Consider the following 26,076-nt stretch of genomic DNA (forward strand, 5'->3'; position numbering starts at 1 on the left):
ATCAAAGGTGACTTCCGGTCACCGGGCACCGAGCTTCTGGGAGTGGTCCATGGGCACCGCGATCTTCCTGATCGTGCTCGTCGTCGTGATCGTCGGTGGCGGCCTCTATTTCTCGCGGCAGCGCGCCGCGGCCCGGCAGCGGGAGCTCGACGACGCCAAGGCCGACGCGCGCCGGCTCGTCGAGCGGCTCGGCGGCCAGGTCCTCAACATCAACGGCAACGACACCGCATCGCAGCAGGCGATGGCCGACGCCGCCGAGCGCTACAACGCGGCCGGCTCGCAGATGGAACAGGCCCGCACGATCGGGCAGGCCCGGCTGGTCAAGGACACCGCCGTCGAAGGCCTGTACTACGTCCGCGCCGCGCGGGTCGCGATGGGCATGGACCCGGGTCCGCAGCTGCCCGAGGAGGCCGAGCGCGAGCGCGCCGGCAAGGTGACCGAGCGCCGTGACGTGGACGTCGAAGGCCAGCACTACGCCGCGTCCCCCGACGCCGGCCAGGACACGCCGTACTACTACCCCGGCGGCCGCGTCGCCGGGCGGCCGGTGCCGCAGGGCTGGTACAGCGAGCCGTGGTGGAAGCCCGCGCTGATCGCCGGCGCCTGGGGCCTCGGGTCGATGTTCCTGTTCAGCGCGATGTTCTCCGGCATGGGCGGCATCGCCAGCGCCGGGGCCTGGGAATCGGGGTACGACGCCGGCCAGCAGGACGCGCTCGAGTCCGGCGACATGGGCGGCGACGGCGGTGGCGACGGCGGCGGCGACTTCGGCGGAGGCGACGGCGGCGGCGACTGGGGCGGCGGCGGTTTCGACGGCGGCGGCTTTGACGGCGGTGGCTTCGACGGGGGCGGTTTCGACTTCTGAGCACCGGCTGGCATCCTCCTGGACGACGTTCGGGAGGATGCCGTGGCGACAGTCCTGATCCCCGTCCCGGCCCGGGACTCGGACCCGTCCGAAGTGGCGGTCAGCCGGGCGGTGCTGAGCCGGGACCACACGGTCGTCTTCGCGACCCCCGGCGGCGAGCAGGCCACCTGTGACGAGCTGATGGTCACCGGCGAAGGCCTTGATCCGTGGAGCCGCGTGCCGGGCCTGAAGAAGCTCACCGTGCTCGGCCGGGTGCTGCGAGCCGACGAAGCCGCGCGTGACGCCCATCGCGCCCTGCTCGCGGATCCCTCGTGGCGCAGCCCGATCCGCTGGGACGCCATCAAGCTCGACGACGTCGACGGCGTGCTGCTGCCCGGCGGGCACCGCGCCCGCGGCATGCGCGAGTACCTCGAAAGCCCGCTGCTGCAGGACCTGGTCGTCGACGCGTTCCGCCGCGACCTGCCGGTCGGCGCGATCTGCCACGGCGTGCTGCTCGCCGCGCGCAGCATCGACCCGGACACCGGACGCTCGGTGCTGCACGGCCGCACGACGACGGCACTGACCTGGCAGCTGGAGCGCACGGCGTGGCGGCTCGCGCGCCGGACCCGCTTCTGGGACCCGGACTACTACCGCACCTACCTCGAGGAGCCGGGGCAGCCCGAGGGGTACATGTCGGTGCAGCAGGAGGTCACCCGCGCGCTGGCGCGCCCGGAGGACTTCCTGGACACGACCGACCGCGTCCAGGCGAGCGGCCGGGCCCGCGACCGGCTCGACGACGAGCGTCCGGCGTTCGTCGTCGAGGACGGCAACTACGTCTCGGCCCGCTGGCCCGGCGACGTCCACACGTTCGCGAAGGCCTTCGGCAAGCGGCTCTGAATCAGGCCGGCTGGCAGGTGGGGCACCAGTAAAGGTTCCGGCCCACCAGCGACGACGTCTCCACCGGCGTCCCGCACACCAGGCACGGCTCGCCGGCGCGGCGGTAGACGTACACCTCGCCGCCGTGGCGGTCGACGCGTGCCGCGCGGCCCATGGCCTCCGGCAGGTGCTCCGGGCGGACCGTGTCGATGCGGCCGACGCGGACGCCGTCGCGCATCAACGTCACCAGGTCGGCCCACATGTCGTCCCACAGCGCGCGGTCCAGCGCGCGCCCCGGCGTCAGGGGCGCGACACCGTGGCGGAACAGGACTTCGGCGCGGTAGACGTTGCCGACACCGGCCAGCACGGCCTGGTCCATCAGCAGCGCGGCGATCGAGACCTTGGACTTCGAGATCCGGGCCCACGTCTTGTCCGGCTTCGCGTCCCGGCGCAGCGGGTCGGGGCCGAGGCGCGCCTTGATCGCGTCGGCCTGGGCCGGGTCCAGCAGCTCGCACGTGTTGGGGCCGCGCAGGTCCGTCCACTGCGTCCGGCCGACCAGCCGCATCCGGACCTGGCCGACCGGCGGTGGCGCGGGCAGCTTGCCCTCGCCGAAGATGCCGATCAGGCCGAGGTGGATGTGCACGATCCCGTGCGGGCCGTAGTCGTGGAACAGGTGCTTGCCGTGCGCCTCGGCGCCGACGAGCACCTGACCGTCCAAACGGGACGCCTCGGCGGCGAAGCGGCCCTGCGGGCTGCTCACCTCGACCGGGGCACCGGCGTAGCGGCGCTTGTGCAGCCGCGCCAGCCGGTGGAGCGTGTGCCCCTCGGGCATCAGGCCTCCGGCAGGGCCGGCGGGGTCCCGGTGCGCTCGTAGTCGAGCAGCTGCTGCACGCGGCGGGCGTGCCGCTCCTCCGGCGAAACCTCCGTCGCGAGGAACGCTTCGACGATCTCGGTCGCCTGCTCGGCGGTGTGCATCCGGGCGCCGACGCCGATCAGCTGCGCGTGGTTGTGCTCCCGGCACAGCTGGGCCGTCTCGACGCTCCAGGCCAGGCCGGCGCGGGCGCCGGGCACCTTGTTGGCGGCGATCTGCTCGCCGTTGCCGGAGCCGCCGACGACGATGCCGCGGCTGCCCTCGTCGGCCACGACGCGCAGCGCCGTTTCGACGCAGTAGGCCGGGTAGTCGTCGGCCGCGTCGTAGACCTGCGGGCCGATGTCGGTGACCTCGTGGCCCTGCTTCTCCAGGTGGGCCACCAGGTGGTTCTTCAGCTCGAAGCCGGCATGGTCGGATCCCAAGTAGACACGCACGGCTGGGAGTCTGCCATCACGGCCGGTTTCCGGCATGCTCCGGGGGTGGGGATCTGGGAGCAATCGGGGCACGACGTCCGGCTCGACTGGGGCGGTGAAGGCGTGACCGCGCTCGGCCGGGAATGCGCGGTGCTGATCGTCGTCGACGTGCTTTCCTTCAGCACCACCACGGATCTCGTCGTCGGCCGCGGCGGGCGGGTGCTGCCGGTGCGGTGGCGCGACGAACGCGGAGTCGCGCAGGCGCGGGCCGCCGGTGCCGTCATCGCCGGGGAGGGCACGTTCACCCTGCGGCCGTCGTCTGTGACGGACATCCCTCCCGGCACGTTCCTCGCGCTCCCCTCCCCGAACGGCGCCACCCTGTGCGCCACCGCCGCGGCGACCGGCGCCCGCGTGCTGGCCGGCTGCCTGCGCAACGCGTCCGCCGTGGCCGCCAGGGCGCACGAGCTGGGCGGCCCGATCGGGGTCATCGCGGCCGGGGAACGCTGGGGTGTGAACATGTCCGGCGAGGGCGACACGTTCGGGCCGCTGCGGCCGTGTGCCGAAGACCAGGTCGGCGCGGGCGCGATCGCCGCCGCGCTGGCCCGGCTCGGGTGCACACTGTCGCCCGAAGCCGCGCTGGCGGCGCGCACGGCGGACGTCGCGGCGATCGCGGACTGCGTGTCCGGGCGCGAGCTGACCGAGGCGGGGCACGGCGGCGACGTCGCGCTGGCCGCACAGATCGACGTGAGTGAAGCCGCTCCCGTCCTGCACGAAGGAGTCCTGCGATGACCGGTCACTGGGTCGAGGTCGCCGACGGCGTGCACGCGCGGCGGTACGAGGAGCTGGACCTGACCGTCGGGCTGGTCGTCGGGGCCGACCGCTGCCTGGTCATCGACACGCGCGGCGACCTGGACCAGGGCGCCGAGCTGGCGGCGGCGGTGCGCGAGCTGACGTCCCTGCCGTGGGCGGTCGCGTTCACGCACGCGCACTTCGACCACACCTGGGGCACCGAGCGGTTCCTGCCGTGCGCGGTCTGGGCGCACGAGGGCTGCCGCGCCGAGCTGACCGAGTACGCCGAGGGCGCGCGGGAGAAGTGGATGGCCTACTACCGCGAGGAAGGCAAGGCGGCGATCGCCAACGCCATCGCGCGCACCACGTTCGTGGTCCCCGACCACCTGTTCAGCGACCGGACCGAGCTGGACCTCGGCGGCCGGACGGCGGTGCTGCTGCACCCCGGCCGCGCCCACACCGACCACGACGTCATCGTGCACGTCCCGGACGCCGACGTCGTCTTCGCGGGCGACATCGTCGAGAACGCCGAACACGGCTTCAGCGCGTTCTCGTTCAGCACCGACTCGGACCTGACGGCCTGGCCGGACACCCTCGACACGCTGCTGGCCCTGGAACCGCGCGTGGTCGTCCCCGGCCACGGCGACCCGGTCGACGCCGACTTCGTCCGCTACCACCGCCACGGCCTGCACGAGCTGATCGCGCTGAAGGCGGCGGTCGGGCGCGGCGAGTCGACCGAGGCGGCGGCGGTCGCGGCGTCCCGCTACCCCGCCGACGTCACCTCGGCCGCCCTCAAAACCCTCTGACCCGAGGACGTCACTTTCTCCAGGAAAGATGCGTCCGAGGGGGCCTCAGACGCATCTTTCCCAGGGAAAGTGACGCTTTTTGGAACGACTCAGTCGAAGTTCAGCTCGCCCGTTCGGGTGCGCTTGAGCTCGAAGAAGTCCGGGTAGCTCGACAGCGCGACCGCGCCGTCGAACACCTTCAGTGCGTCTTCGCCGCGGGGGATCGAGCTGAGGACCGGGCCGAAGAACGCCACGCCGTCGATGTGGATCGTCGGGGTGCCGACGTCCATGCCGACCGGGTCCATGCCCTCGTGGTGGCTCTTCTTCAGGGCCTCGTCGTACTCGGTGGAGCTCGCGGCGTCGTACAGCTCGGCCGGCGCGCCGATCGCGGCCAGGGCCTCCTTGACGACCGCGTCGCGGTCCTTGTTGCCCTGGTTGTGGTAGCGGGTGCCGAACTCGGTGTAGTAGTCCCGCAGCACCTCTTCGCCCTTGAGCTGCGACAACGCCACCGCCACGCGTACCGGGCCCCAGCCCTGCGCCAGCAGCTCCTTGTACTTCTCCGGCAGCTCGTCGCGGCCCTCGTTGAGCACCGAAAGGCTCATGATCCGGAAGTTCAGGTCGAGGTTGCGGTGCTTCTCGACCTCGAGGATCCAGCGCGAGGTGATCCAGGCGAACGGGCAGATCGGGTCGAAGTAGAAATCGACCTTCGTAGGCTGCTCGGCAGCGGTCATCGAGTACTCCTGTGCGCATAAGTCGACGTCGGCGTGTGGGCAGGGCCCACACTGCGGGCCAACACCGGGGAGCGCACGCTTGTTCCCTTATCGCCCGCCACCCCGTACCCATGATTGGATGCGGGGAGCCTGAAAACCGATCCCACGACCAGAGGTGCCTGTGCCCGCCCCCAACCTGACCCGCGACCTCGCCAAGCTGCGCGCGGATCTGCTCGAAGTCACCGGCTACGACATCGAGCTCGATCTGACCGACGGCCACGGCGGTCCCGGGGAGAAGACCTTCGCGTCGAAGACGACCGTCCGGTTCGCCAGCGCCAAGGCAGGCGAACGGACCTGGATCGACCTCGTCGCCGACCGCGTGCACGCCGCCACGCTGAACGGCACGGACGTCGACGTGAGCGCCTACGTCGAGGACAAGGGCATCGCGCTGCCGGACCTGGCCGAGACGAACGAGCTCACGGTCACCGCCGACTGCCGCTACATGAACACCGGTGAGGGCCTGCACCGGTTCGTCGACCCGGTCGACGACGGTGTCTACCTGTACACCCAGTTCGAGACGGCCGACGCCAAGCGCATGTTCGCCTGCTTCGACCAGCCCGACCTGAAGTCGGTCTACCGGCTCACGGTGATCGCGCCGAAGGACTGGAAGGTCGTCTCGAACACCCTCGCCGAGTCCGCCGAGGAGACGCCCGAGGGCGCCGTCCGGACGGTCTTCAAGGAGTCCGAGCGGCTCTCGACCTACCTGGTCGCGCTGATCGCCGGGCCGTACGCCGAATGGCACGACGAGTACACCGACGCGCACAAGACGATCCCGCTGGGCATCTACTGCCGCGCGTCGCTGTCCGAGCACATGGACGCCGACCGGCTGTTCACCGAGACCAAGCAGGGTTTCGGCTTCTACCACGAGAAGTTCGGCACCCCGTACCCGTTCTCCAAGTACGACCAGCTGTTCGTGCCGGAGTTCAACGCGGGCGCGATGGAGAACGCCGGCGCGGTCACGTTCCTCGAGGACTACGTCTTCCGCAGCCGCGTCACCCGCTACGCCTACGAGCGGCGCGCCGAGACGCTGCTGCACGAGATGGCGCACATGTGGTTCGGCGACCTGGTCACCATGCGCTGGTGGGACGACCTGTGGCTGAACGAGTCGTTCGCGACCTTCGCCAGCGTGCTCGCCCAGGCCGAGGCCACCGAGTACAAGAACGCGTGGACCAGCTTCGCGAACATCGAGAAGTCGTGGGCCTACCGCCAGGACCAGCTGCCCTCGACGCACCCGATCGCCGCGGACATCGTCGACCTGCACGCGGTCGAGGTGAACTTCGACGGCATCACCTACGCCAAGGGCGCGAGCGTGCTCAAGCAGCTCGTCGCCTACGTCGGCCTGGAGCACTTCCTGGAGGGGCTGAAGGTCTACTTCGGCAAGCACGCCTGGGGCAACGCGACGCTGGCCGACCTGCTGGGCGCGCTGGAAGAGGCGTCCGGGCGCGACCTGTCGTGGTGGAGCGCGCAGTGGCTGGAGACGACCGGCCTGAACTCGCTGAGCCCGCGCTACGAAGTCGGCGCGGACGGCAAGTTCACGTCGTTCGCCGTCGTGCAGTCCGGTGCCAAGCCGGGCGCCGGTGAGCTGCGCACGCACCGCGTCGCCGTGGGCATCTACGGCGAGGACGGCACCGGAAAGATCGTCCGGACCCACCGCGTCGAGCTGGACGTCGACGGCGAGCGCACCGAGGTCCCGGACCTCGTCGGGCAGGCCGCGGGCAAGCTCGTGCTGGTCAACGACGACGACCTGACCTACTGCACGATGCGGCTCGACCCGGCGTCGCTGACCACGCTGATCGACCGCGTCGCCGACATCACCGAGTCGCTGCCGCGCACCCTGTGCTGGTCGGCGGCGTGGGAGATGACCCGCGAGGCCGAGCTGAAGGCCCGCGACTTCGTCACCCTGGTGCAGCGCGGCATCCACACCGAGAGCGAGGTCGGCGTCGTCCAGCGGCTGCTGCTGCAGGCGCAGACCGCGCTGAACTCCTACGCCGAGCAGGGCTGGGCGGCCTCGACCGGCTGGCCGGCGTTCACCGGGCGGCTGCTGGAGCTGGTCCGCGGCGCCGAGGCGGGCTCGGACCACCAGCTGGCGTTCGTGAACTCGCTGGCCGGTTCGGTGCTGGACGAGGACACGCTCGCGGTGGTCGCCGGCTGGCTCGACGGCTCGGCTCCGCTGGAAGGCCTGTCCGTCGACACCGACCTGCGCTGGCGGCTGCTGCACGCGCTGGTCTCGCACGGCAAGGCGGACTCGGCGGAGATCGAAGCCGAGCTGGCGCGCGACAACACGGCCACCGGCCGCCGCCAGGCGGAACGCGCCCGTGCCCTGCGCCCGACGGCGGAGGCCAAGGCCGACGCGTGGCAGCGCGCGGTCTACGACGACGAGCTGCCCAACGCGGTCAGCGACTCGCTCATCTCGGGCTTCTCGCACCCGGGCCAGAAGGCGCTGCTCGGTGAGTACGTCGCGAAGTACTTCGAGGTGATCGACGAGGTGTGGCAGCGGCGTTCGAGCGAGCGCGCGCAGCCGACGGCGATCGGGCTGTACCCGTCGTGGGCCGTGGAGCCCGCGACGGTGACGGCGTCCGACGAGTGGCTGACCGGTGACCACGCGCAGGCCCTGCGCCGGCTGGTCTCGGAAGGCCGGGCGGGCATCGTCCGGGCCCTGGCGGCCCGCGACTTCGACGCCCAGGCCTGATACGAGCGCAGCGAAAGGGCCCCGCACCGAGGTGGTGCGGGGCCCTTCGTGCGTCTGGGTCAGCGGGGCGCGGGGCCCGCTTGGTCGGACAGCATGCGGAGCGCGTTCGCGAGGCCGTTGACCAGGCCGCGGACCAGGTCACCCTCCTTGAACGACGCCACCATGCTCGCGATCGCCAGCTTGCAGCCGCGGTCGGGCAGGCGGCTGTAGGCCGTCCTGCCCGTGACGATCTCGATCAGCCGCTCGCCGGGCGAGACCGCGATCAGGACCGCGTTGGCCGGGTCCGACGTCGTCGCGTGCAGCTTCTCCGCCGTCGCGCGGCTGTCCTGGCCGCCCAGCTCGCCCAGGTACAGGCTGAAGTCCAGGCCGGTCTCCCGGCTCGCGAACGTCAGCGCCTCGTCCAGGCGGGCCAGCTGGCGGGTGGTGAACGGCCCGGCCGGCTCGGCGGGCTCGTACATCTTCGCGGCCGACACGCGGCCGCTGGACGTCAGCGCTTCGCCGTAGCCCAGCTCGGACTCGTCGACGCGCTTCGTCAGCTCACCAGTTGCCACGAGCGCCTCCCGCCGCGGTCGAGGTGCCCGTGGACACCGTGCTGCCTCCGGCACCGGCGTGCCGGTGCCCCTCGCCGACCCCGTCGGGGTTGGCGCTCCACCACATGGCCGGATACTCCCAGGCCTGGCCGGTCCGGTACCGCGGGGCGCCACCGGACCTGCGCCGCAGCGTCAGGAGGCCGGCGAAGCCGTAGATGGCCAGCGGGATCACGGCGAAGACCAGGATCGTCTCGACGATGTTCACGGCGCTGAGCGTATCGGATGACCTCCGCGAGCACCGCGCCCGGCGCACTCGACCGTTCGTCGTAAGCCAGCCGCCGTCCGCCGCTTGGCGCGCGGGCACTGGAACGTTGGGGCGAAGACCGTCGGGCCGAAAGGTTGCAACTCAACGTACAGGCGGCCGCACCCGCCGCTGTCGTCTTGTCGTTGCCTTGAAATCCTCGTAGCTTTTTCACCTGTACGGGCCTTGCGCCCCGCTCCCCAGCCCCAGCAGGTCACGCACCGGTCCCAGGAGGCCTTGCCATGAACAGCGTCCACACCCCCGCACAGGCGATCACCGAGGCCACGTCGTCACCCAGCGAGATCGAATTCGTGCCCGGCACGCGCGTGACGGCGGGCACAAGGGTTACCCGGGGTACACGCGTCACTCGCGGTACTCGCGTCACGGCGGGGACCCGCGTCACCATGGGCACCCGGGTGACGGCGGGCACGAGGGTCACGCGCGGCACCCGGGTCACCCGGGGCACCCGCGTGACGATGGGCACCCGCGTGACGGCCGGCACCCGCGTGACGCGCGGCACCCGGGTCACCCGCGGAACGCGCGTCACCATGGGGACCCGCGTCACCTGCCAGAGCGAGTACGCGCTCGCCGCCTGAGCCCCACCTGTTCATTAGGGCCGCTCGCACCACCTGAGGACACGCGCAAGCACCCGGCTCGCCCCGGCCGCCGCAAGGCAGCCGGGGCGCCGTTATGTCCGGGGTGGGAACGTCAGGCCGCGGACCCGAGGTAGGGCCGCCAGAGCGGGTCGGCCTCCTTGGAGTGGGCGAGCAGCCGCCAGTGCGGGCCGTGCGGGGCCCGCGGGACGACGCGCAGCCGCCAGTTGATCTCCGAGAGCAGCCGGTCCGCTTTGCGGTGGTTGCACTTGGCGCAACAGGCGACGCAGTTGGTCCAGCTGTGGGGTCCGCCACGGCTGCGCGGGATGACGTGGTCGATCGTCTCGGCCCGCCCTCCGCAGTAGGCGCAGCGGTACCGGTCGCGGTGCATCAGCCCGGCCCGGGTGAGCGGCACCTGGGCCCGGTAGGGCACCCGCACGTACGTGCTGAGCCGGATCACCGAGGGCAGCGGCAGCGACACCGTCGCGGCGTGCAGCTCGATGCCGCCGGGGTCGCCGTGCACCACTTCGGCCTTGCCACACATGACCAGCACGACGGCGCGGCGCAGGGGCAGCGCGGTCAGCGGCTCGAAGGTGGCGTTGAGCAGGAGCACCCGGCGCCGGCCCCAGGCCGGAGCCGCCGGATCCCGGCCTCTACTACGCTGTCCGGGCGGGCGGGTAACTCCCCCTGGGCGGTTCCCCGGCCCGGCCGGGACGGCACCGCCGGATGCGGTACCCCCCGGATAGGCGCGCAGGACCACCTCTGGCGTCTCATCGGCCATGGCTTGGCCGGAGACGCCGCGGGGGCTGGGTTGTCGGTCTGGCACTCGACCACCTCCAGGGGCGTAGGCATAGTCGACCACAGAACAGGCCCCCAGCGCACGTGTGTTACAAGACGTGTCACATCCGCGCGACCCAACATCCACTCGAAGTTGGGGAAACCGACCTGATCGGAAGGATGATCGAACTCCCGTGTCCCCCTTGCTCACCGCCACCCGACCACCGTGCATCGACGACCCGAGCACCTTCTGTCACACGGTGTTCGACGTCACGCACAACGAGTGGCTGGCGGGGTCGGCCAACTGGCTGCTGACCAAGCCGCTGAAGATCCTGATGATCATCGTGATCGCGTTCCTGGTGCGCCTGCTGCTCAAGCGGCTCATCAACCGCGTCACGACGCTGCCCAAGACCGGCGGCAAGCTCCCGTCGCTGCTGCGCCCCCTGCGCGAGCGCGCCCCCGAGGTGCTCGGCTCCGCCGTCATCGAACGGCGCCGCCAGCGCGCGACGACCATCGGCTCGGTGCTGAAGTCGATGGCCACGTTCCTGATCTACGGCCTCGCGTTCATCCTCGTGCTGGGCGAACTGGGCCTCAACCTGGGGCCGATCATCGCGTCGGCCGGCATCATCGGCGTCGCCATCGGGTTCGGCGCCCAGAACCTCGTGCGGGACTTCCTGTCCGGCATCTTCATGATGATCGAAGACCAGTACGGCGTCGGCGACGTCGTCGACATCGGCGAGGCGACCGGCACCGTCGAGGCCGTCGGCCTGCGGATCACCACGCTGCGTGACCTCAAGGGCACCGTCTGGTACGTCCGCAACGGCGAGGTCCTGCGCGTCGGCAACTCCAGCCAGGGCTTCGCGGTCGCCGTGGTCGACGTCCCGCTGGGGTACTCGGCCGACGTCGAACGCGCGTCCACCGTGCTCATGGCGGCCGCCTCCGCGGCGACGGCGAGCGAAGCGCTGCAGGCGAACGTCCTCGAGCCGCCGGAGATGCTGGGCGTGGAGAGCGTCACCCCGGAGGGCATCCAGCTGCGCCTGACCGTGAAGGTCCGCCCGGGCAAGCAGTGGCTGGTGCAGCGCGCCCTGCGCGGTCAGCTGCTCGCGGCCCTGGAGGAGGCCGGCTTCGAGCCGCCGCTCGGCCGGCTGTTCCCGGCCGTGTCCCCGGCCGTCGAGAAGTAGCCGCGGACGGCGGCGGCCCCGGCTTCCCGGCCGCCGCCGTTACGCTGGGAAACGGTTTTGCGACGGTTCGGAACGAGCGGTACCGGGCGTCGGGAACCTTGGGCGTAAGGGCAAAATGGGAGGCGTGTCACCAGTGAGCGAACCGGCGAACCTGTACGAAGCGGTGGGCGGCGAACCCACGTTCCGCCGGATCGTCGGGCGGTTCTACGAGGAAGTCGCGCGGGACGAGATCCTGCGCCCCCTCTACCCGGAGGAGGACCTCGGCCCGGCCGAGGAGCGCTTCCGGCTGTTCCTCATGCAGTACTGGGGCGGCCCGCACACCTACTCCGACCAGCGCGGGCACCCGCGGCTGCGGATGCGGCACGCGCCGTTCAAGATCGGCCCGATCGAGCGGGACGCGTGGCTGCGCTGCATCCGGATCGCGGTGGACGAGGAGAACCTCGACGAGCCCTACCGGCAGCAGCTGTGGGCCTACCTGGAGATGGCCGCGCACAGCATGATGAACAGCTTCGTCTGATGAGACCCGGGAGCTGGTGGCAGGAAGCCGTCTTCTACCAGGTGTACGTGCGCTCGTTCGCCGATTCGGACGGCGACGGCGTCGGCGACCTGGAGGGCATCCGGTCCCGGCTCGGTTACCTGGAGCTGCTGGGCGTCGACGCGCTGTGGCTGACGCCCTTCTACCGCTCCCCCATGGCCGACCACGGTTACGACATCGCCGACCCGCGGGACGTCGACCCGATGTTCGGCACCCTCGGCGACTTCGACGTCCTGCTGACCGAGGCGCACAAGCGCAAGATCAAGGTCACCGTCGACGTCGTGCCCAACCACACCAGCAACCAGCACGCGTGGTTCAAGTCCGCGATGGCGGCGGCGCCGGGCAGCCCGGAGCGCGAGCGCTACGTCTTCCGCGACGGCGTCGGCCCTCGCGGCGAGGACCCGCCGAACAACTGGGTCAGCGCGTTCGGCGGCCCGGCCTGGACCCGGGTGCCCGACGGCCAGTGGTACCTGCACCTGTTCGCGCCGCAGCAGCCGGACCTGAACTGGGCCAACCCGGAGGTCGCGGCCGATCTGGAGCGCACCCTGCGCTTCTGGCTCGAACGCGGGGTGGACGGTTTCCGCATCGACGTCGCGCACGGCATGGCCAAGCCGCCGGGCCTGCCGGACATGGACCCGCGGGCCGGCGGGTTCACCCCGACCCTCTACTACGACCCGCGCTGGGACTACGACGGCGTCCACGAGATCCACCAGATGATCCGGAAGGTGCTCGACGAGTTCCCGGAGACCATGGCGGTCGGCGAGATCTGGGTGACCGACGAGGAGCGCCTCTCGCGCTACCTGCGGCCCGACGAGCTGCACCTGGCGTTCAACTTCCGCCTGGTGCTGACCCACTTCGACGCCGACGCCATGCGGACCGCGATCCAGCGGTCCCTTACGGTCCCGGCCAAGGTCGGCGCCCCGGCGACCTGGACGCTGAGCAACCACGACGTCTGGCGGCAGGTGAGCCGCTACGGCGGCGGCGAGCAGGGCGTGCGCCGCGCCCGGGCGATGGCGCTGGTCGAGCTGGCGCTGCCCGGCGCGGTCTACCTGTACAACGGCGAAGAGCTGGGCCTGGCGAACGTCGACCTGCCGCTTTCGGCCATGGCGGACCCCCGCGCGAAGACGAGCGGCGCTGAGTTCGGCCGCGACGTGTCGCGGGTGCCGCTGCCGTGGGAGGGCGACCTCCCGCCGTTCGGCTTCTCGCGCAACCCGCGCACCTGGCTGCCGATGCCGGGCGAGTGGGCCGAGCTGACGGTCGAGAAGCAGATAGAAGACGCCGATTCGACGCTCTCGTTGTACCGGGCGGCAATCGAGCTGCGGAAGACGCACTCGGCGTTCAGCGGCGAAGAGCTGGAGTGGTACGGCGCGCCCGCGGGCTGTTTCGCGTTCCGGCGCCGGGGTGGCGGGCTGGTGTGCGCGCTGAACACGTCGGCCAGCCCGATCGCGCTACCGCCGGGCGAGGTGCTGTTGTCGAGCAGCCCGCTGGTGGAGGGGAAGCTACCCGCCGACTCGGCTGCCTGGCTGGTCTAGCTGGACCGGGCGCGCACACTCAACGTCGACAAGCTGAAGACGCAACCTCTTCTTGGTTTTGATTCGACGACGCGGCAAACGAGTTGAGCTGAGCGATCGCCTTCAGGAATCCCTCGCGGTCCATTCCCAGCGAACGCCTGAGGGCGTCAGCCAGCTCGTCCACGGCGGGAAGAGCAAGCGAGAATTCAGGCACCGGATCATGCGAGAGCTGATTCACGCGCTGATGGGACAGACCAAGAAGGTCGGCAACCGCCCGCTGAGACAGCTTCTTGCTGAGATCGGAAACCAAACGGGAGCGCACCCGATCACGCCATTCGGCCATGTCTTCAGCAATTCGATGAGCCTCCTGGTACTCCAGCACCAGGGCCGTCTCGTCCTCCTCACCGAACTCGTACCGCCACGAAACGGTGAACTGACTCGGTTGAATACCCGTGAGATCCGCGATGATCTCCCGCATCCCAGGGTCGATGTCGGCGAAGTTTTCGAAGTCGTCCGCACCGACGTACCCTCGCTCGAGGCCATCGGTCACGACCGCGACCCACAGGGTGTCTTCGCGGCTCACGGTCACCGTGAAGGCCGGATAGTTCATCGTTTCTCCATCCACTTCTCGCCGAACACATGAGCCAAACCGTCTTCGATCGCACGCAGCACGCCGATGGACACGTCGCGGGAGTGATTGGTCAACGTGAATCGACCGATGACATCGTCGTCAGCGTCGAGCACGACGTAGACCACGTGCGACCCTTTGCCCCGGCCGGGCAGATGCTCGACGCGATGCCCCTTGCGTCGAGCTGCCGCACGAGCGAGCTGAAGCACCGCCGATGCCTTCATCGTCTTGTTCACCACAGAGTAAGTCTATCCGCCTAGACACGCAAGTGTCCAATCGACTAGACGTGTCTACCTCGACAAACGGGTGAACCTAGATCATTGCGAGAAGCCTGCTACCGACGCATCGCCAGCTGTACTAACCCGACTGGTTGCCCGATCCCGAGCCGTCGTCGAAAGCGCCGCTTGCCAGCCATGCCACCAGCGCCGCGGCCTGGAGGTAGGGCGCCGCCTGGGCGGCCGCCCGGCCCGCCGCACGCGTGCGGCCCCACCTCTCAGGTCGCTCGGCGCGCTCCGGCGCCTGCTCCCCCGGGCGGCGGTCGCGCCGCCACGGCGTCTCGTCCGCGCGGACCTCGTCGAGGAAGTCCGCCGTCGGGTCGTCGTCGTCCGGGGTCATGGCTCCAGGGTGCCACCGATCGCGCGCGGCGGCGGCAACCGTAAGAACCCCGTCAGAACAGCAGCGGCAGCAGGGCGTGGCGGCGGCGCAGGATCGCGCCGTAGCGGGCGTCCAGGCGCAGCCACGAGTCCGTCGCCGTCACGCGGACGACGTCACCTTCGACGCCCGAGTCCACGAAACCCATGCCGGACAACGCGAACAGGCAGCGCATCTGGACCTTGACCTCCAGCGAGCCGCCGCTGACGGTGAGCACTGCCTGGTCCATCAGCGACGCCGGCGGGTTGCCGTGCGGGCCGGCGTTGTCGCGGGCCAGCGTGACACCGCGGTCGGCCAGCTCCGCCACGACGTGCGCCGGGAGCTCGTCGACCAGCTGCCAGCGGCCGGTCGGCGGCAGCTCGCCGTGCCACAGCAGGTCACGGGCCGGGCCCGGGTCCATCCGCGGGCCGCCCGCGACCGTCAGGGCGGCGAGCAGCTCGTTGCCGGACACCGTGACGTCGCCGGGGGTGACGTCACCGGCCACCGCACGGGTCGCCAGGCACTCGAACGGCGTCACCGTCCAGGCTTCGACCACGCCGTCACCGCGCTGGCGCAGCCGGACGGCCGTCTGGCCGTCCAGCCGGACCGCGCGGGCGACGAACGCACCGAGGGTCTCCCGGTCCGCCGCGTCCGGCACGAGCAACTCAGGCATCCGCGAACCCCTGCTTCAGAAACTCCGACTCGGGCGGGGTGAGCCTACGCGGCCGCAACGCAACGGTGTCGTACGGCGCCAGCACCGTCTCCGCGGTGACCGCGACCGGGTCCGACTCCGCCGGCCCGCCGTGCACGCGGTAGGACAGCGTGAAGCTCGCGGCCTTCAGCTCGGTCAGGTCGATGTCGACGCGCAGGTCCTGCCCGGACACCACGATCGGCCTGCGGTAGGCCACCGCGAGCTTGACCACGACGATGCCCTTGGGCAGCTGCTCCACCCCGGCCTTGACGGCCCCTTCGAACAGCAGCGGGATGCGGGCCTCTTCGAGCAGCGTCACCATCTTGGCGTGGTTGACGTGCCCGTAGACGTCCATGTCCGTCCAGCGCGGGCGGACCAGCGAAACGTAGGTCACCGCACCGTGCTCCGGATCTGGCGGGCCGCCACCGAAAGGGTCGCCAGGTCGAGCCGGCCGGACTTGGTGATCTCGTCGAGCGCGACGCGCGCCCGCTGCAGCCGGGACGAGTTGGTCTTCTCCCACTGCGCGATCTTGTCGTCCGCGGACGACCCGGGGTCGCTGTGCCGCAACGCGTCCAGCGTGATCGCCCGCAGCGAGCCGTAGACGTCGTCGCGCAGCGAAAGCCGGGCGAGGGCGTGCCAGCGGTTGCCGCGTTCGAGCGCGCTGATCTCGGTGAGCATCTTGTCGACGTCCAGGTGCGCCGAAAGGGCGTAGTACAGCTCCGCCGTCTCGGCCGGGCTGTGCGTAGCATCCACGCCGATCTGCTGCTCGGCCAGCTCCGCCACCTCGGTGACGTCGAGCAGGCCGTAGGTGTGCAGCAGCAGGGCGATCCGGCGGGCGAGCCCGGCCGGGACGTTGCCGGCGATCAGCTCGTCGGCCTTCGCCTGCACGGACTCCGCTTCCCGGCCGCGCAGCAGGTCGCCGATCTTCGGCACGAGCTCGCCCAGCACCCGCCCGAAGCGGTTGATCTCCGCCAGCGGCGCGAGCGGCTGCGGCCGGTTGGTGAGGAACCAGCGCGCGGCCCGGTCGAGCAGCCGCCGCGTCTCCAGCACCATCTCGTCGGCGAGATCGGTGTGCACGACGTTGTCCAGCGCGTCGATCTCGTCGCGCAGCGCCGGGAGGTCGAACACGCGCGTGACGACGGCGTACGCGCGCACCGCGTCGGTCGCCGTCGCGTTCATCTCCTCCATCAGCCGGTAGACGAACGAGATGCCGCCGCCGTCGACGACCTCGTTGGCGATCAGCGTGGTGATGATCTGGCGGCGCAGCGGGTGCTCGCCGATCGCCGGCGCGAACCGCTCGCGCAGCGGCTTCGGGAAGTACTCCGGCAGCCGGCCCGCGAAGACCTGCGAGTCGGGCAGGTCGCTGGCCAGCAGCTCGTCCTTCAGCTCCAGCTTGACGTGCGCCAGCAGCGTCGCCAGCTCCGGCGACGTGAGGCCCTTGTCCGCCTTCTCCAGCTCGCGGAACTCCGAGTTGCTCGGCAGCGCCTCGAGCTTGCGGTCGAACGCGCCCGCGGCGACCAGCGCCTGCACCTGCCGCGCGTGCACCGAGACCATCGGCCCGGCGTGCGCCCGGCTGACGCCGAGCACCGCGTTCTGCCGGTAGTTGTCGTCCAGCACCAGGGCGCCGACCTCGTCGGTCATCTCCTCCAGCAGCTCGTTGCGCTGGGCCTGCTCGAGCTTCCCGGTCTGCACCAGGTGGTCGAGCAGGATCTTGATGTTGACCTCGTGGTCGGAGCAGTCGACGCCGGCCGAGTTGTCCAGCGCGTCGGTGTTGATCTTGCCGCCGGCCCGGGCGAACTCGATCCGGCCGAGCTGGGTCAGGCCCAGGTTGCCGCCCTCGCCGAAGACCTTGACGCGCAGCTGCTTGCCGTCGACGCGGATGGCGTCGTTGGCCTTGTCGCCGGCGTGGACGTGGGTTTCGTTCTCCGCCTTGACGTAGGTGCCGATGCCGCCGTTCCAGAGCAGTTCCACCGGCGCCAGCAGGATGGCCTGGATCAGGTCCATCGGCGCCAGGGCCGTGACGTCGGCGCCGAGGCCGAGGGCCTCGCGCACCTGCGGGCTGACCGGGATCGACTTGGCCGAGCGGGAGTAGATGCCGCCGCCCTCGCTGATCAGCGAGCGGTCGTAGTCGTCCCAGGAGCTGCGCGGCAGGTCGAAGAGCCGGCGGCGCTCGGCGAACGTCGAGGCCGCGTCCGGGTTCGGGTCGAGGAAGACGTGCATGTGGTTGAACGCCGCGACCAGCCGGATGTGCTCGGACAGCAGCATGCCGTTGCCGAAGACGTCACCCATCATGTCGCCGATGCCGACGACGGTGAAGTCCTCGGTCTGGGTGTCCTTGCCCAGCTCGCGGAAGTGCCGCTTGACGCTCTCCCAGGCGCCCTTCGCGGTGATGCCCATGGCCTTGTGGTCGTAGCCGACCGAACCGCCGGAGGCGAAGGCGTCGCCGAGCCAGAAGCCGTACTGCGCCGACATCTCGTTGGCGATGTCGGAGAACTTCGCGGTGCCCTTGTCGGCCGCGACGACCAGGTAGGAGTCGTCGGCGTCGTGCCGGACGACGCCGGGCGCGGGCACGGTCTTGCCCTCGACGCGGTTGTCGGTCAGGTCGAGCAGGCCGGAGATGAACATGCGGTAGCAGGCGATGCCCTCGGTCAGCTGGGCGTCGCGGTCGTAGCTCGAGTCGCCGCTCGGGACCGGCGGGCGCTTCACGACGAAGCCGCCCTTCGCGCCGACCGGCACGATCACGGCGTTCTTGACCGCCTGCGCCTTGACCAGGCCGAGGATCTCGGTGCGGAAGTCCTCGCGCCGGTCCGACCAGCGCAGGCCACCGCGCGCGACCTCGCCGAAGCGCAGGTGCACGCCTTCGACGCGCGGCGAGTACACGAAGATCTCGAACCGCGGGCGCGGCTCGGGCAGGTCGGGCACGCCGCTCGGGTCCAGCTTGATCGCCAGGTACGGCCGGGGCGCGCCCTCGGCGTCGGTGACGTGGTAGTTCGTCCTCAGGGTGGCGCGGATGACGGCCGTCAGGCGGCGCAGGATCCGGTCCTCGTCGAGGCTGGTGACCTCGTCGATCATCTCGTTGAGCTCGGCCGCCAGGCCCTCGGTCGCGGCGTCGCGGTCGACGTCGGACAGGTGCAGGTCGAAGCGGGCTTCGAACAGCCGCAGCAGCTTCGTGGCGACGTCGGTGTGGTTCAGCAGCGTGTTCTGGATGTAGTCCTGGGAGAACGCGCTGCCGGCCTGGCGCAGGTACCGCGAGTACGCGCGCAGCACGGCGGCCTGGCGCCAGGTGAGCCCGGCGCGCAGGACGAGGCCGTTGAGGCCGTCGACCTCGGCGTCCCCCCGCCAGGCGGCCTGGAAGGCGTCCTGGAACCGGTCGCGCAGCTCGGTGACGGCGGCGTCGTCGGCCTGCTTGCCGAGCATCTTCTGGCTGATGCGGAGGCCGAAGTCGTAGATCCAGCACGGGCCGCCGTCCTCGCGGTGCAGCTCGTAAGGCCGTTCGTCGACGACCTCGACGCCCATCGCCTGCAGCACCGGCAGCACCTTCGACAGCGTCACGCCTTCGCCGCGCAGGTAGAGCTTGAACCGCCGCTCGCCGGGCTCGGCGTCGGCCGGCAGGTAGAACGACAGCGCGAGGTCGCCCTCGTCGTTGAGCGAGTCGAGCGCGCGGAGGTCGGCCAGCGCCTCGCCGGCCGAGAAGTCCTCCTTGTAGCCCTCGGGGAAGACGCTCGCGTAGCGCTGGCCCTGCTCGGTCGCGGACTCCTCACCAAGGACCCCGACGGCGACACCGCCGTCGGAGCGCTCGCGGCGTTCGTCGAGCACGGCCTCGACCATCCGGTCGTCCCAGCTGCGGACGGCGTCGTTGAGCCGGTCCTGGATCTTCGCCGTGTCCGGTTCCAGCCGCCGCGCGGGATCGGTGTGCACCATGAAGTGCACCTGCGCCAGCACGGTTTCCCCGATGCGCGCGCTGTATTCGAGCTGGGTGCCTTCGAGCTCCTCGAGCAGCACCTCCTGCATCGCCAGGCGCGAGCGCGTCGTGTAGCGGTCCTGCGGGAGGTAGACGAGGCACGAGTAGAAGCGGCCGTACGGGTCGCGGCGCAGGAACAGCCGCAGCCGGCGGCGGTCCGACAGCGTGATCGCGCCGGTCGTCGTCGAGTACAGCGAGTCGGTGTCGGCGGAGAACAGGTCCGCGCGCGGCCAGTTCTGCAGCACCTCGAGCATCCGCTGGCCGGAGAAGGACTCCATGGGGAACCCGGCGCGGTGGATGACCTCGCGGACGCGGTCGCAGACCACCGGGATGTCCAGCACGTTCTCGTGCAGCGCGGTGGTGGTGAACATGCCGAGGAACCGGTGCTCGCCGGTCACGGTGCCCTCGGCGTCGAAGGTCTTCACGCCGACGTAGTACGGGTAGACCGGCCGGTGCACGGTCGAGGGCGCGCTCGCCTGGGTCAGCACCAGCAGCGACGGCGCGAGCGCGGAGGTGGCCGTGTCCGGGCCCGCGGTGAGGCCGCGCGCGGCCAGGCTGTCCTGGCGCAGCACGCCGAGGCCCGACGCCAGCACCGCGCGCAGGGCCGGGTCGTCCGAGTCGGGGTGCGGGTTCTCGACCAGCTCGTAACGGCGGTAGCCGAGGAAGGTGAAGTGCCCGTCGGCCAGCCAGCGCAGCAGCCGCGCGCCCTCGGCGATCTCGTGGGCCGGCAGCCGCGGCGGGTCCGTCTCCAGCTCGCTCGCGAGCTGGCAGGCGGTCTGGGCCATCTTGTCGGCGTCCTCGACGACCTCGCGGACGTCGCCCAGCACGCTGGCGAGCCGGTTGTCGAGCTCGCGGGCGCGGTTCGGGTCGGTGACGAAGTCGATCTCGATGTACATCCACGACTCGGCGGCCGAGTTCGCGGGCGGCTCGCCCGGGTCGGCGTCGGGGTGCACCTCCTGCAGCTCACCGGTCAGGTCGCGGGTGACCACGACGATCGGGTGGACGATCCGCTGCACCTGCACACCGTCGCGGGCGAACTCCGCGGCGATCGAGTCGACCAGGTAGGGCATGTCGTCGGTGACGACCTGCACGACGGTGGCCTCACGGGCCCAGCCGTCCTCGGCGACGGTGGGGTTGAGCAGCCGCACGGCGGGGCGGCCGGGCATCCGGGACTTGGCCAGCTGCAGCTGCGAGCGGACCGCGCCGAGGAGGTTCACCGGCTCGTCGCCGACGATCTCCTCGGCCGGGATGTGCCGGTAGAAGAGCCGGATGAGCTCGCCGATCTCCGGGGCCAGCCCGGCAGCGGCGTCGATCAGGTCGTCCCTGATCTGTTCCGGGCTGACGGTGGAGCGCGGGGCACCGAACTCGGGTTCGGTGGCGGCTCCGGTTCCGGGTGGGGACGAGACTCCGGTCGAGCTCATTCGAGGCAACTCTCCAAGTGCGTGGGGTGACTCCGCGCCGGTTCGGCGTTGAACCGGACCACCCCACACTAATCCGCCGGAGTTCGGGAACACACGAAGACCCGGAGGTTCCCGAGCGCGGGAAAACCCTTATGGGCCTGCGGATTCCCGTGATCGGTAAAGCTACCGGCGGGTTGTGTTGCGGGCCCCCGTGCGGCGCTGACCAGCCCAACGCGGCGGCCATCACCCGAGGCGGGGGCTACGTGATCGGTTCAGCTGACCCGGTCGCGGGCAGCAGGCGCGCCGTTCGGCGAGCGGTGACGGCCGGTCACCGACAGCGAAGTGCGACGCATCCCACTTCTCCGGCGGCGCGGCAGATGGGCGACGAAACCGGGCGTCTCACCGACTGAACGGCATACCGCGTAACCGATTTGCCGGATCCGCCCGGCTCGCGCGGGTGTGGCTGCCGTTGGCTCACCGGCGCACCGCGCAGCCGGATTGCCATCCGCCCGGCTCGCACCGGCGCGGGGTCGGTCCGACGAACCGTGCCTGAGGGAGTCACCGACCTCGGCCGCCGTGGCCGTTGCGGCGGTCGCCGACGCTCAACGCAGCACCACACAACCGAACTGCCGGATCCGCTCGGCCCCCGCGGATGCGGGGTCAGTCCGACGAGCCGTGGCGGCGGGAGTCGCAGACCTCGGCCGCCGTGGCCGATGGTCATCGGCGCACCGCGCAACCGGACCGAGCCTGCGGGAGTCCCCGACCTCGGCACTGTGGCCGTTGCGGCGGTCGCCGACGGTCAACGGAACTGCCATCCGCCCGGCCCCGTGCAAGTGCGGGGTCAGTCCGACGAGCCGTGGCGGCGGGAGTCGCCGACCTCGGCGCCGTGGCCGTTTCGGCCGTGGCCGTTGCGGCGGCTGCCGTTGTCCTGCGACCCCAGCTGCTTGACGAGCGCGGCGGCGCTGGCCGTGCCCGCCTGGTGCTCGGCGAGGGCGCGGGCCAGCAGGTCGGCGAGACCGGCGTCCGGCGGTGGCTCGTCCTCCGAGATGGCGCGCGCGTAGCTCTCCGGGAACGGCGCCGTGGCGGGCGTCCAGTTCCCGAAGTCCTCCATCGGCTCCAGCGACGGCGGCATCCGCAGCCGCGGCAGCCACGGCTCGGCGTCGTCGCTGTAGTCCTCGGGACGCGGCGCCGGCGCGAGTTCTTCCTTGGGCCGCGCCGGGGCCGGTTCCTCGCGCGGGCTGTCGGCGTCCTCGGCCCGGCGGCGGCCACGACCACCGCCACCGCCCGACGCGGAGATCCCGAGCCGGTCCAGCACGGACTGGGAGCCGTGCTCGGAATCGTGCCGCGTCGACGGCTGGGGTTCGCGCCGCTCGGGTTCCCGCTCGGCCGCCGGCTCGGGGGCCAGCGGCAGGGCCGGGGTGATGCGGGTGGGCGCCGATTCGCGCTCGGCGGCGGTCTCCCGCAGCCGGGCCTCCGCGACGGCGGCCCAGGAGAACTTGGCCTTCCCGTTTCCCGCGGGCTCGGCCCGACGTTCGGCCGGGCTCTCGTCCGGCTCCGGCCGGAAGTCGGGCTCGGGACGGCGTTCGGCGCGGATCTCGATCGGCTCCGGCCGGGGTTCGAGACCGGTCCGCCGCCACGGCGGGTCCGCGGGGTCGGGCCGACGTTCCGGGGTCGACCGCACCTCGATGGGGTCCAGCCGCGGCTCCGGCGCGGCCCGCCGCCCGGGCCGGGTGTCGGCGGGCGGCTGCGGCCGCGCTTCGACGGGCTCGGGACGGTAGCCAGGCTGTTCGGCGGGCTCCTGGCGACGTCCGGGCGCCGCCATCCGCTCGGACCGCGCCTCGATGGACTCGGGTCGGTACGCCGGCTCCGCAGGCCGTTCGGATCGCGCGTTGACCGGTTCGGAGCGGTGCCCAGGCTGCTCGGACCGCACCTCAGCGGGCTCCGAGCGGTAGCCACGCTCCGCGGACCGCTCGGCACGACCCTCGGCGGGCCGTTCGGACCGGGCCTCGACGGGCTCGGAGCGATACCCGGGATCCGCGGACCGCACCTCGACGGGTTCCTGGCGGTATCCGGACTCCGCAGGCCGGTCGGACCGCACCTCGATCGGCTCGGGCCGGAATCCGGGCTGCTCCGACCGCACCTCGATGGGCTCGGGCCGGGCCGCGGGCGGCTCGGGGCGGCGTTCGACGGCGACCGGCTCCGGGCGCACCCGAGGCTCCGGCCGGCGGGCCGGGGGCGGCGCGGGTTCGTCGCGCACCGCCGGCATCAGCGAGGTCTCGGCGGCGTCTGCGGTCACGCGGGGCTGCTCGAACGACCACGCGGGCGCCGGTGCCTGCCCTTCGCGGTTCCCGAACGACCACGCCGGCGCCGCGGCACGGGGCGGTTCGGGCTGCGGGGCGACGGGCGCCGGGGCGGGCTCGGCCGCGACGACCGGGACCGGCCGCGACGGCACCGCCTTCAGCACCTCGTCGAGGTCGATCGAGGCCGGCTCGCCGGTCCCGAACTCGCCGGCCAGGACGTTGCACGCCTGACGGCGGGCCCGCGCGTGCAGCTGCTCGGCCGCGCGCGAGCGGTACAGGCAGGCGATGGCTTCCTCGGCCTGGCCGAAGCGTTCGTGCAGCTGCGCCAGCTCCAGCCACAGCCGCGCGGTGACCGCGGCCAGGCCGTGCCGGTCGGTGCTCGCCACGGCTTCGCGGACCATCTCGATGGCCGCTTCGCCGGAGCCCGACGGCAGGTGGATCCGGGTCGCGACGGCCAGCCGCAGCCAGCTCGCGGGCGCGATGCCCGCCGCGCGCACCGGTTCGGCCAGCATCGGCTCTGCGATCTCGTACGCCATTTCGCTGTCACCGCGGTCGAGCAGCGTGCTGACCAGCAGCAGGACCAGGCGGATCCGGACGAGGCCGCCGTCGTCGGCCGGGTTGTCGAGCTTCTCCAGGAAACCGAGCCCGGTCCGGGCGGCGTCGGCCGCCGCGGTCAGGTCGCCGTGGCGGCGCCGGTGCGCGGCCGTGCCGACCCGCAGCAGCGCCCGCACCAGCAGCTGGGTGTCGGCGCCCAGCGAGTCGTCGCCCAGCACGAGCTTGTCGGCCTCGACGAGCACCCGGTCCAGCTCGGACTTCCGCCCGATCTGCGCCAGGCAGCCGACCAGGTGCGTCAGCGCCGAAGCGCGGTGCACCGGTGAGACGACGGGGTCGGTGAGCACCGGGCGCAGCGCGGCCAGCCCGGTCAGCGGCACGCCCAGGCTGCGAGCGCACACGGCGAGGTCGATGCGCAGCCGGGCGGCGATGTCGCCGTAGCCGGCGTGCTCGGCCGCGCGCAGGGCCGCGACCGCGCGGCCGACCGTGGCCGGCCGGTCGCCGAGCCGGACGCGCGCGGACACGACCAGGCTCTCGGCCCGGATCCACTGCTCGTCGGCCCCGGCGGCCTCGGACAGCGCGGCCGCGCGCTCGCCGAGCACCAGGGCGAGTTCGGGCGCGCGCAGGTACAGCGCATCCGCCCGCTCGATGAGCCGTCCGACGGCGGAGAGGGTCCCCCCGGCATTGGCGGAGCGCCCGCTCTCTTGAGGCGAGAGCGGGCCCGTCAAGTGCTGCTTGCTGGCTTCCACGGGGAAACCCGCCCCCTCAGTCGCGGGTCAGCTTGCGGTGGGTGACACGGTGCGGGCGGGCCGCCTCGGCGCCCATCCGCTCCACCTTGTTCTTCTCGTACCCTTCGAAGTTGCCCTCGAACCAGAACCACTGCGCGGGGTTCTCCTCGGTGCCTTCCCAGGCCAGGATGTGCGTCGCGACCCGGTCCAGGAACCACCGGTCGTGGGAGATCACGACGGCGCAGCCGGGGAACTGCTCCAGCGCGTTCTCCAGCGAGCCCAGGGTCTCGACGTCCAGGTCGTTCGTCGGCTCGTCGAGCAGGATCAGGTTCCCGCCCTGCTTGAGCGTCAGCGCCAGGTTGAGCCGGTTGCGCTCGCCACCGGAGAGCACGCCCGCCGGCTTCTGCTGGTCCGGGCCCTTGAAGCCGAACGCCGAGACGTACGCCCGCGACGGCATTTCGGTCTGGCCGACGTGGATGTAGTCCAGCTCGTCGGAGACGACCTGCCAGACGGTCTTCTTCGGGTCGATCCCGCCGCGGTTCTGGTCCACATAGGACAGTGAGACCGTCTCGCCGATCTTGACGATGCCGTCGTCCGGCTCCTCGAGCCCGACGATCGTCTTGAACAGCGTGGTCTTGCCGACGCCGTTCGGGCCGATCACGCCGACGATGCCGTTGCGCGGCAGGTCGAACGACAGGCCGTCGATGAGGACGCGGTCGTCGAAGCCCTTCTTGAGCTTGTCGACCTCGACCACGACACTGCCGAGGCGCGGGCCCGGCGGGATCTGGATCTCTTCGAAGTCGAGCTTGCGGTGCTTGTCCGCCTCCGCCGCCATCTCCTCGTAGCGGTCGAGCCGCGACCGGGACTTGGTCTGGCGCGCCTTGGCGTTGGACCGCACCCACTCGAGCTCGGTCTTCAGGCGCTTCGCGAGCTTCGCGTCCTTCTTGCCCTGGATCGCGAGGCGCTCGCCCTTCTTCTCCAGGTACGTGGAGTAGTTGCCCTCGTAGCCGACGACGCGGCCGCGGTCGAGCTCCATGATCCACTGGGCCACGTTGTCCAGGAAGTACCGGTCGTGGGTGACGGCGAGGACGGCACCGGCGTAGCGCGACAGGAACTGCTCCAGCCACAGGACACTCTCGGCGTCCAGGTGGTTGGTGGGCTCGTCGAGCAGCAGCAGGTCCGGCGCCGACAGCAGCAGCTTGCACAGCGCGACGCGGCGGCGCTCACCACCGGAGAGGTGCGTGACGCCCTCCTCGGGCGGCGGGCAGCGCAGCGCGTCCATGGCCTGCTCGACGGTCGAGTCGAGCTCCCAGGCGTCGGCGTGGTCCAGCTCCTCCTGGAGCGTGCCCATCTCCTCCATCAGCTCGTCGCTGTAGTCGGTCGCCATCAGCTCGGCGATCTCGTTGTAGCGGTCGAGCTTGACCTTGATTTCGCCGAGGCCCTCCTCGACGTTCCCCCGGACCGTCTTCTCCTCGTTGAGCTCCGGCTCCTGCATCAGGATGCCGACGGTCGCCCCCGGTTGGATGAACGCCTCGCCGTTGCTGGCCGTCTCGATCCCCGCCATGATCTTGAGAACGGTGGACTTACCGGCACCGTTCGGCCCGACCACGCCGATCTTGGCGCCGGGGTAGAACGCGGTGCTGACGTCGTCGAGGATGACCTTGTCCCCGACGGTCTTGCGCACCTTCTTCATGGTGTAGATGAACTCGGCCATACGCACGATCGTA

Annotated in this window: 23 protein-coding genes; 9 read left to right on the forward strand and 14 right to left on the reverse strand. The window is 71.4% G+C overall.

Annotated elements, in window-relative coordinates; all coding sequences use genetic code 11:
• Window positions 1-49 precede the first annotated feature (49 nt).
• Together VA596_RS45630 and VA596_RS45635 are read left to right on the forward strand one after the other, a co-directional pair.
• Complete coding sequence (locus tag VA596_RS45630) at window positions 50-859, forward strand: hypothetical protein (RefSeq protein ID WP_323336441.1); 810 nt, start codon at window positions 50-52, stop codon at window positions 857-859.
• 42 nt (window positions 860-901) lie between these two features.
• A complete protein-coding gene (locus VA596_RS45635; protein WP_323336442.1) occupies window positions 902-1,735 on the forward strand; it encodes a DJ-1/PfpI family protein in 834 nt (277 codons plus the stop codon).
• 1 nt (window position 1,736) lies between these two features.
• Here VA596_RS45635 and VA596_RS45640 read toward each other — a convergent pair whose 3' ends face one another.
• Both VA596_RS45640 and VA596_RS45645 read right to left on the reverse strand, forming a co-directional pair.
• Window positions 1,737-2,546 (reverse strand): Fpg/Nei family DNA glycosylase, encoded by an 810-nt coding sequence (locus VA596_RS45640; protein WP_323336444.1) that lies wholly within the window; start codon window positions 2,544-2,546, stop codon window positions 1,737-1,739.
• Window positions 2,546-3,019 carry a ribose-5-phosphate isomerase gene (locus tag VA596_RS45645; protein ID WP_323336446.1) on the reverse strand — a complete coding sequence of 158 codons (474 nt, stop codon included), beginning with the start codon at window positions 3,017-3,019 and terminating at the stop codon, window positions 2,546-2,548. The genes VA596_RS45640 and VA596_RS45645 overlap by 1 nt, the downstream gene beginning before the upstream one ends.
• Before the next feature lie 45 nt (window positions 3,020-3,064).
• On the opposite strand from VA596_RS45645, the gene VA596_RS45650 reads away from it, so the two are divergent.
• A complete protein-coding gene (locus VA596_RS45650; protein ID WP_323336448.1) occupies window positions 3,065-3,787 on the forward strand; it encodes a 2-phosphosulfolactate phosphatase in 723 nt (240 codons plus the stop codon).
• Window positions 3,784-4,593, forward strand: coding sequence for an MBL fold metallo-hydrolase (locus VA596_RS45655; protein WP_323336450.1), 810 nt, complete (start codon window positions 3,784-3,786; stop codon window positions 4,591-4,593). The genes VA596_RS45650 and VA596_RS45655 overlap by 4 nt, the downstream gene beginning before the upstream one ends.
• Before the next feature lie 89 nt (window positions 4,594-4,682).
• Here VA596_RS45655 and VA596_RS45660 read toward each other — a convergent pair whose 3' ends face one another.
• The gene (locus VA596_RS45660; RefSeq protein ID WP_323336452.1) at window positions 4,683-5,303 is read right to left on the reverse strand and encodes a mycothiol-dependent nitroreductase Rv2466c family protein; all 621 of its coding nucleotides are present in this window, start codon (window positions 5,301-5,303) and stop codon (window positions 4,683-4,685) included.
• 160 nt (window positions 5,304-5,463) lie between these two features.
• Between VA596_RS45660 and pepN the strand changes: the two genes are divergently transcribed.
• Entirely contained in the window at window positions 5,464-8,031 is a 2,568-nt protein-coding gene (gene pepN / locus VA596_RS45665) for an aminopeptidase N (protein WP_323336454.1), read from the forward strand.
• A 59-nt stretch (window positions 8,032-8,090) separates the two neighbouring features.
• On the opposite strand, the gene VA596_RS45670 is transcribed toward pepN, so the two are convergent.
• Complete coding sequence (locus VA596_RS45670; protein WP_323336456.1) at window positions 8,091-8,582, reverse strand: DUF5130 family protein; 492 nt, start codon at window positions 8,580-8,582, stop codon at window positions 8,091-8,093.
• Window positions 8,569-8,826, reverse strand: coding sequence for an aa3-type cytochrome oxidase subunit CtaJ (gene ctaJ, locus VA596_RS45675; RefSeq protein WP_323336458.1), 258 nt, complete (start codon window positions 8,824-8,826; stop codon window positions 8,569-8,571). The genes VA596_RS45670 and ctaJ overlap by 14 nt, the downstream gene beginning before the upstream one ends.
• Window positions 8,827-9,104: 278 nt before the next feature.
• Here ctaJ and VA596_RS45680 point away from each other — a divergent pair, with 278 nt between their 5' ends.
• Window positions 9,105-9,458 carry a hypothetical protein gene (locus VA596_RS45680; protein ID WP_323336460.1) on the forward strand — a complete coding sequence of 118 codons (354 nt, stop codon included), beginning with the start codon at window positions 9,105-9,107 and terminating at the stop codon, window positions 9,456-9,458.
• 112 nt (window positions 9,459-9,570) lie between these two features.
• Here the strand turns inward: VA596_RS45680 and VA596_RS45685 are convergent, their stop codons facing one another.
• Entirely contained in the window at window positions 9,571-10,068 is a 498-nt protein-coding gene (locus VA596_RS45685) for an HNH endonuclease (RefSeq protein WP_323336462.1), read from the reverse strand.
• Between the two features lie 358 nt (window positions 10,069-10,426).
• Here VA596_RS45685 and VA596_RS45690 point away from each other — a divergent pair, with 358 nt between their 5' ends.
• From VA596_RS45690 to VA596_RS45700, 3 genes are all read left to right on the forward strand, one after another.
• Entirely contained in the window at window positions 10,427-11,413 is a 987-nt protein-coding gene (locus VA596_RS45690; protein WP_323336464.1) for a mechanosensitive ion channel family protein, read from the forward strand.
• A gap of 133 nt (window positions 11,414-11,546) precedes the next feature.
• Complete coding sequence (locus tag VA596_RS45695) at window positions 11,547-11,930, forward strand: globin (protein WP_326960134.1); 384 nt, start codon at window positions 11,547-11,549, stop codon at window positions 11,928-11,930.
• Window positions 11,930-13,480 (forward strand): glycoside hydrolase family 13 protein, encoded by a 1,551-nt coding sequence (locus VA596_RS45700; protein WP_323336466.1) that lies wholly within the window; start codon window positions 11,930-11,932, stop codon window positions 13,478-13,480. Before VA596_RS45695 ends, VA596_RS45700 begins: the two co-directional genes overlap by 1 nt.
• Window positions 13,481-13,499: 19 nt before the next feature.
• Here the strand turns inward: VA596_RS45700 and VA596_RS45705 are convergent, their stop codons facing one another.
• The 8 genes from VA596_RS45705 to ettA all read right to left on the reverse strand — a co-directional run bounded on the left by VA596_RS45705 (window position 13,500) and on the right by ettA (window position 26,063).
• A complete protein-coding gene (locus VA596_RS45705) occupies window positions 13,500-14,069 on the reverse strand; it encodes a hypothetical protein (RefSeq protein WP_323336468.1) in 570 nt (189 codons plus the stop codon).
• Window positions 14,066-14,326: a type II toxin-antitoxin system HicA family toxin gene (locus VA596_RS45710; protein ID WP_323336470.1), complete on the reverse strand. Its 261-nt coding sequence runs from the start codon at window positions 14,324-14,326 to the stop codon at window positions 14,066-14,068. The genes VA596_RS45705 and VA596_RS45710 overlap by 4 nt, the downstream gene beginning before the upstream one ends.
• Window positions 14,327-14,444: 118 nt before the next feature.
• Entirely contained in the window at window positions 14,445-14,702 is a 258-nt protein-coding gene (locus VA596_RS45715) for a hypothetical protein (RefSeq protein WP_323336472.1), read from the reverse strand.
• Window positions 14,703-14,754: 52 nt separating this feature from the next.
• Window positions 14,755-15,390 carry a hypothetical protein gene (locus VA596_RS45720; RefSeq protein WP_323336474.1) on the reverse strand — a complete coding sequence of 212 codons (636 nt, stop codon included), beginning with the start codon at window positions 15,388-15,390 and terminating at the stop codon, window positions 14,755-14,757.
• The gene (locus tag VA596_RS45725; protein WP_323336476.1) at window positions 15,383-15,802 is read right to left on the reverse strand and encodes an acyl-CoA thioesterase; all 420 of its coding nucleotides are present in this window, start codon (window positions 15,800-15,802) and stop codon (window positions 15,383-15,385) included. Before VA596_RS45725 ends, VA596_RS45720 begins: the two co-directional genes overlap by 8 nt.
• Window positions 15,799-20,790, reverse strand: a complete 4,992-nt coding sequence (locus VA596_RS45730; RefSeq protein ID WP_323336478.1) for an NAD-glutamate dehydrogenase — start codon at window positions 20,788-20,790, stop codon at window positions 15,799-15,801. The genes VA596_RS45725 and VA596_RS45730 overlap by 4 nt, the downstream gene beginning before the upstream one ends.
• Window positions 20,791-21,610: 820 nt before the next feature.
• On the reverse strand, window positions 21,611-24,370 hold the full coding sequence (locus VA596_RS45735; protein ID WP_323336479.1) for a hypothetical protein: 2,760 nt from the start codon (window positions 24,368-24,370) through the stop codon (window positions 21,611-21,613).
• Window positions 24,371-24,386: 16 nt separating this feature from the next.
• Entirely contained in the window at window positions 24,387-26,063 is a 1,677-nt protein-coding gene (ettA, locus tag VA596_RS45740) for an energy-dependent translational throttle protein EttA (protein ID WP_323336480.1), read from the reverse strand.
• Window positions 26,064-26,076: the final 13 nt, after the last annotated feature.

Source organism: Amycolatopsis heterodermiae (genome assembly GCF_034929455.1).
GTDB lineage: Bacteria > Actinomycetota > Actinomycetes > Mycobacteriales > Pseudonocardiaceae > Amycolatopsis > Amycolatopsis heterodermiae.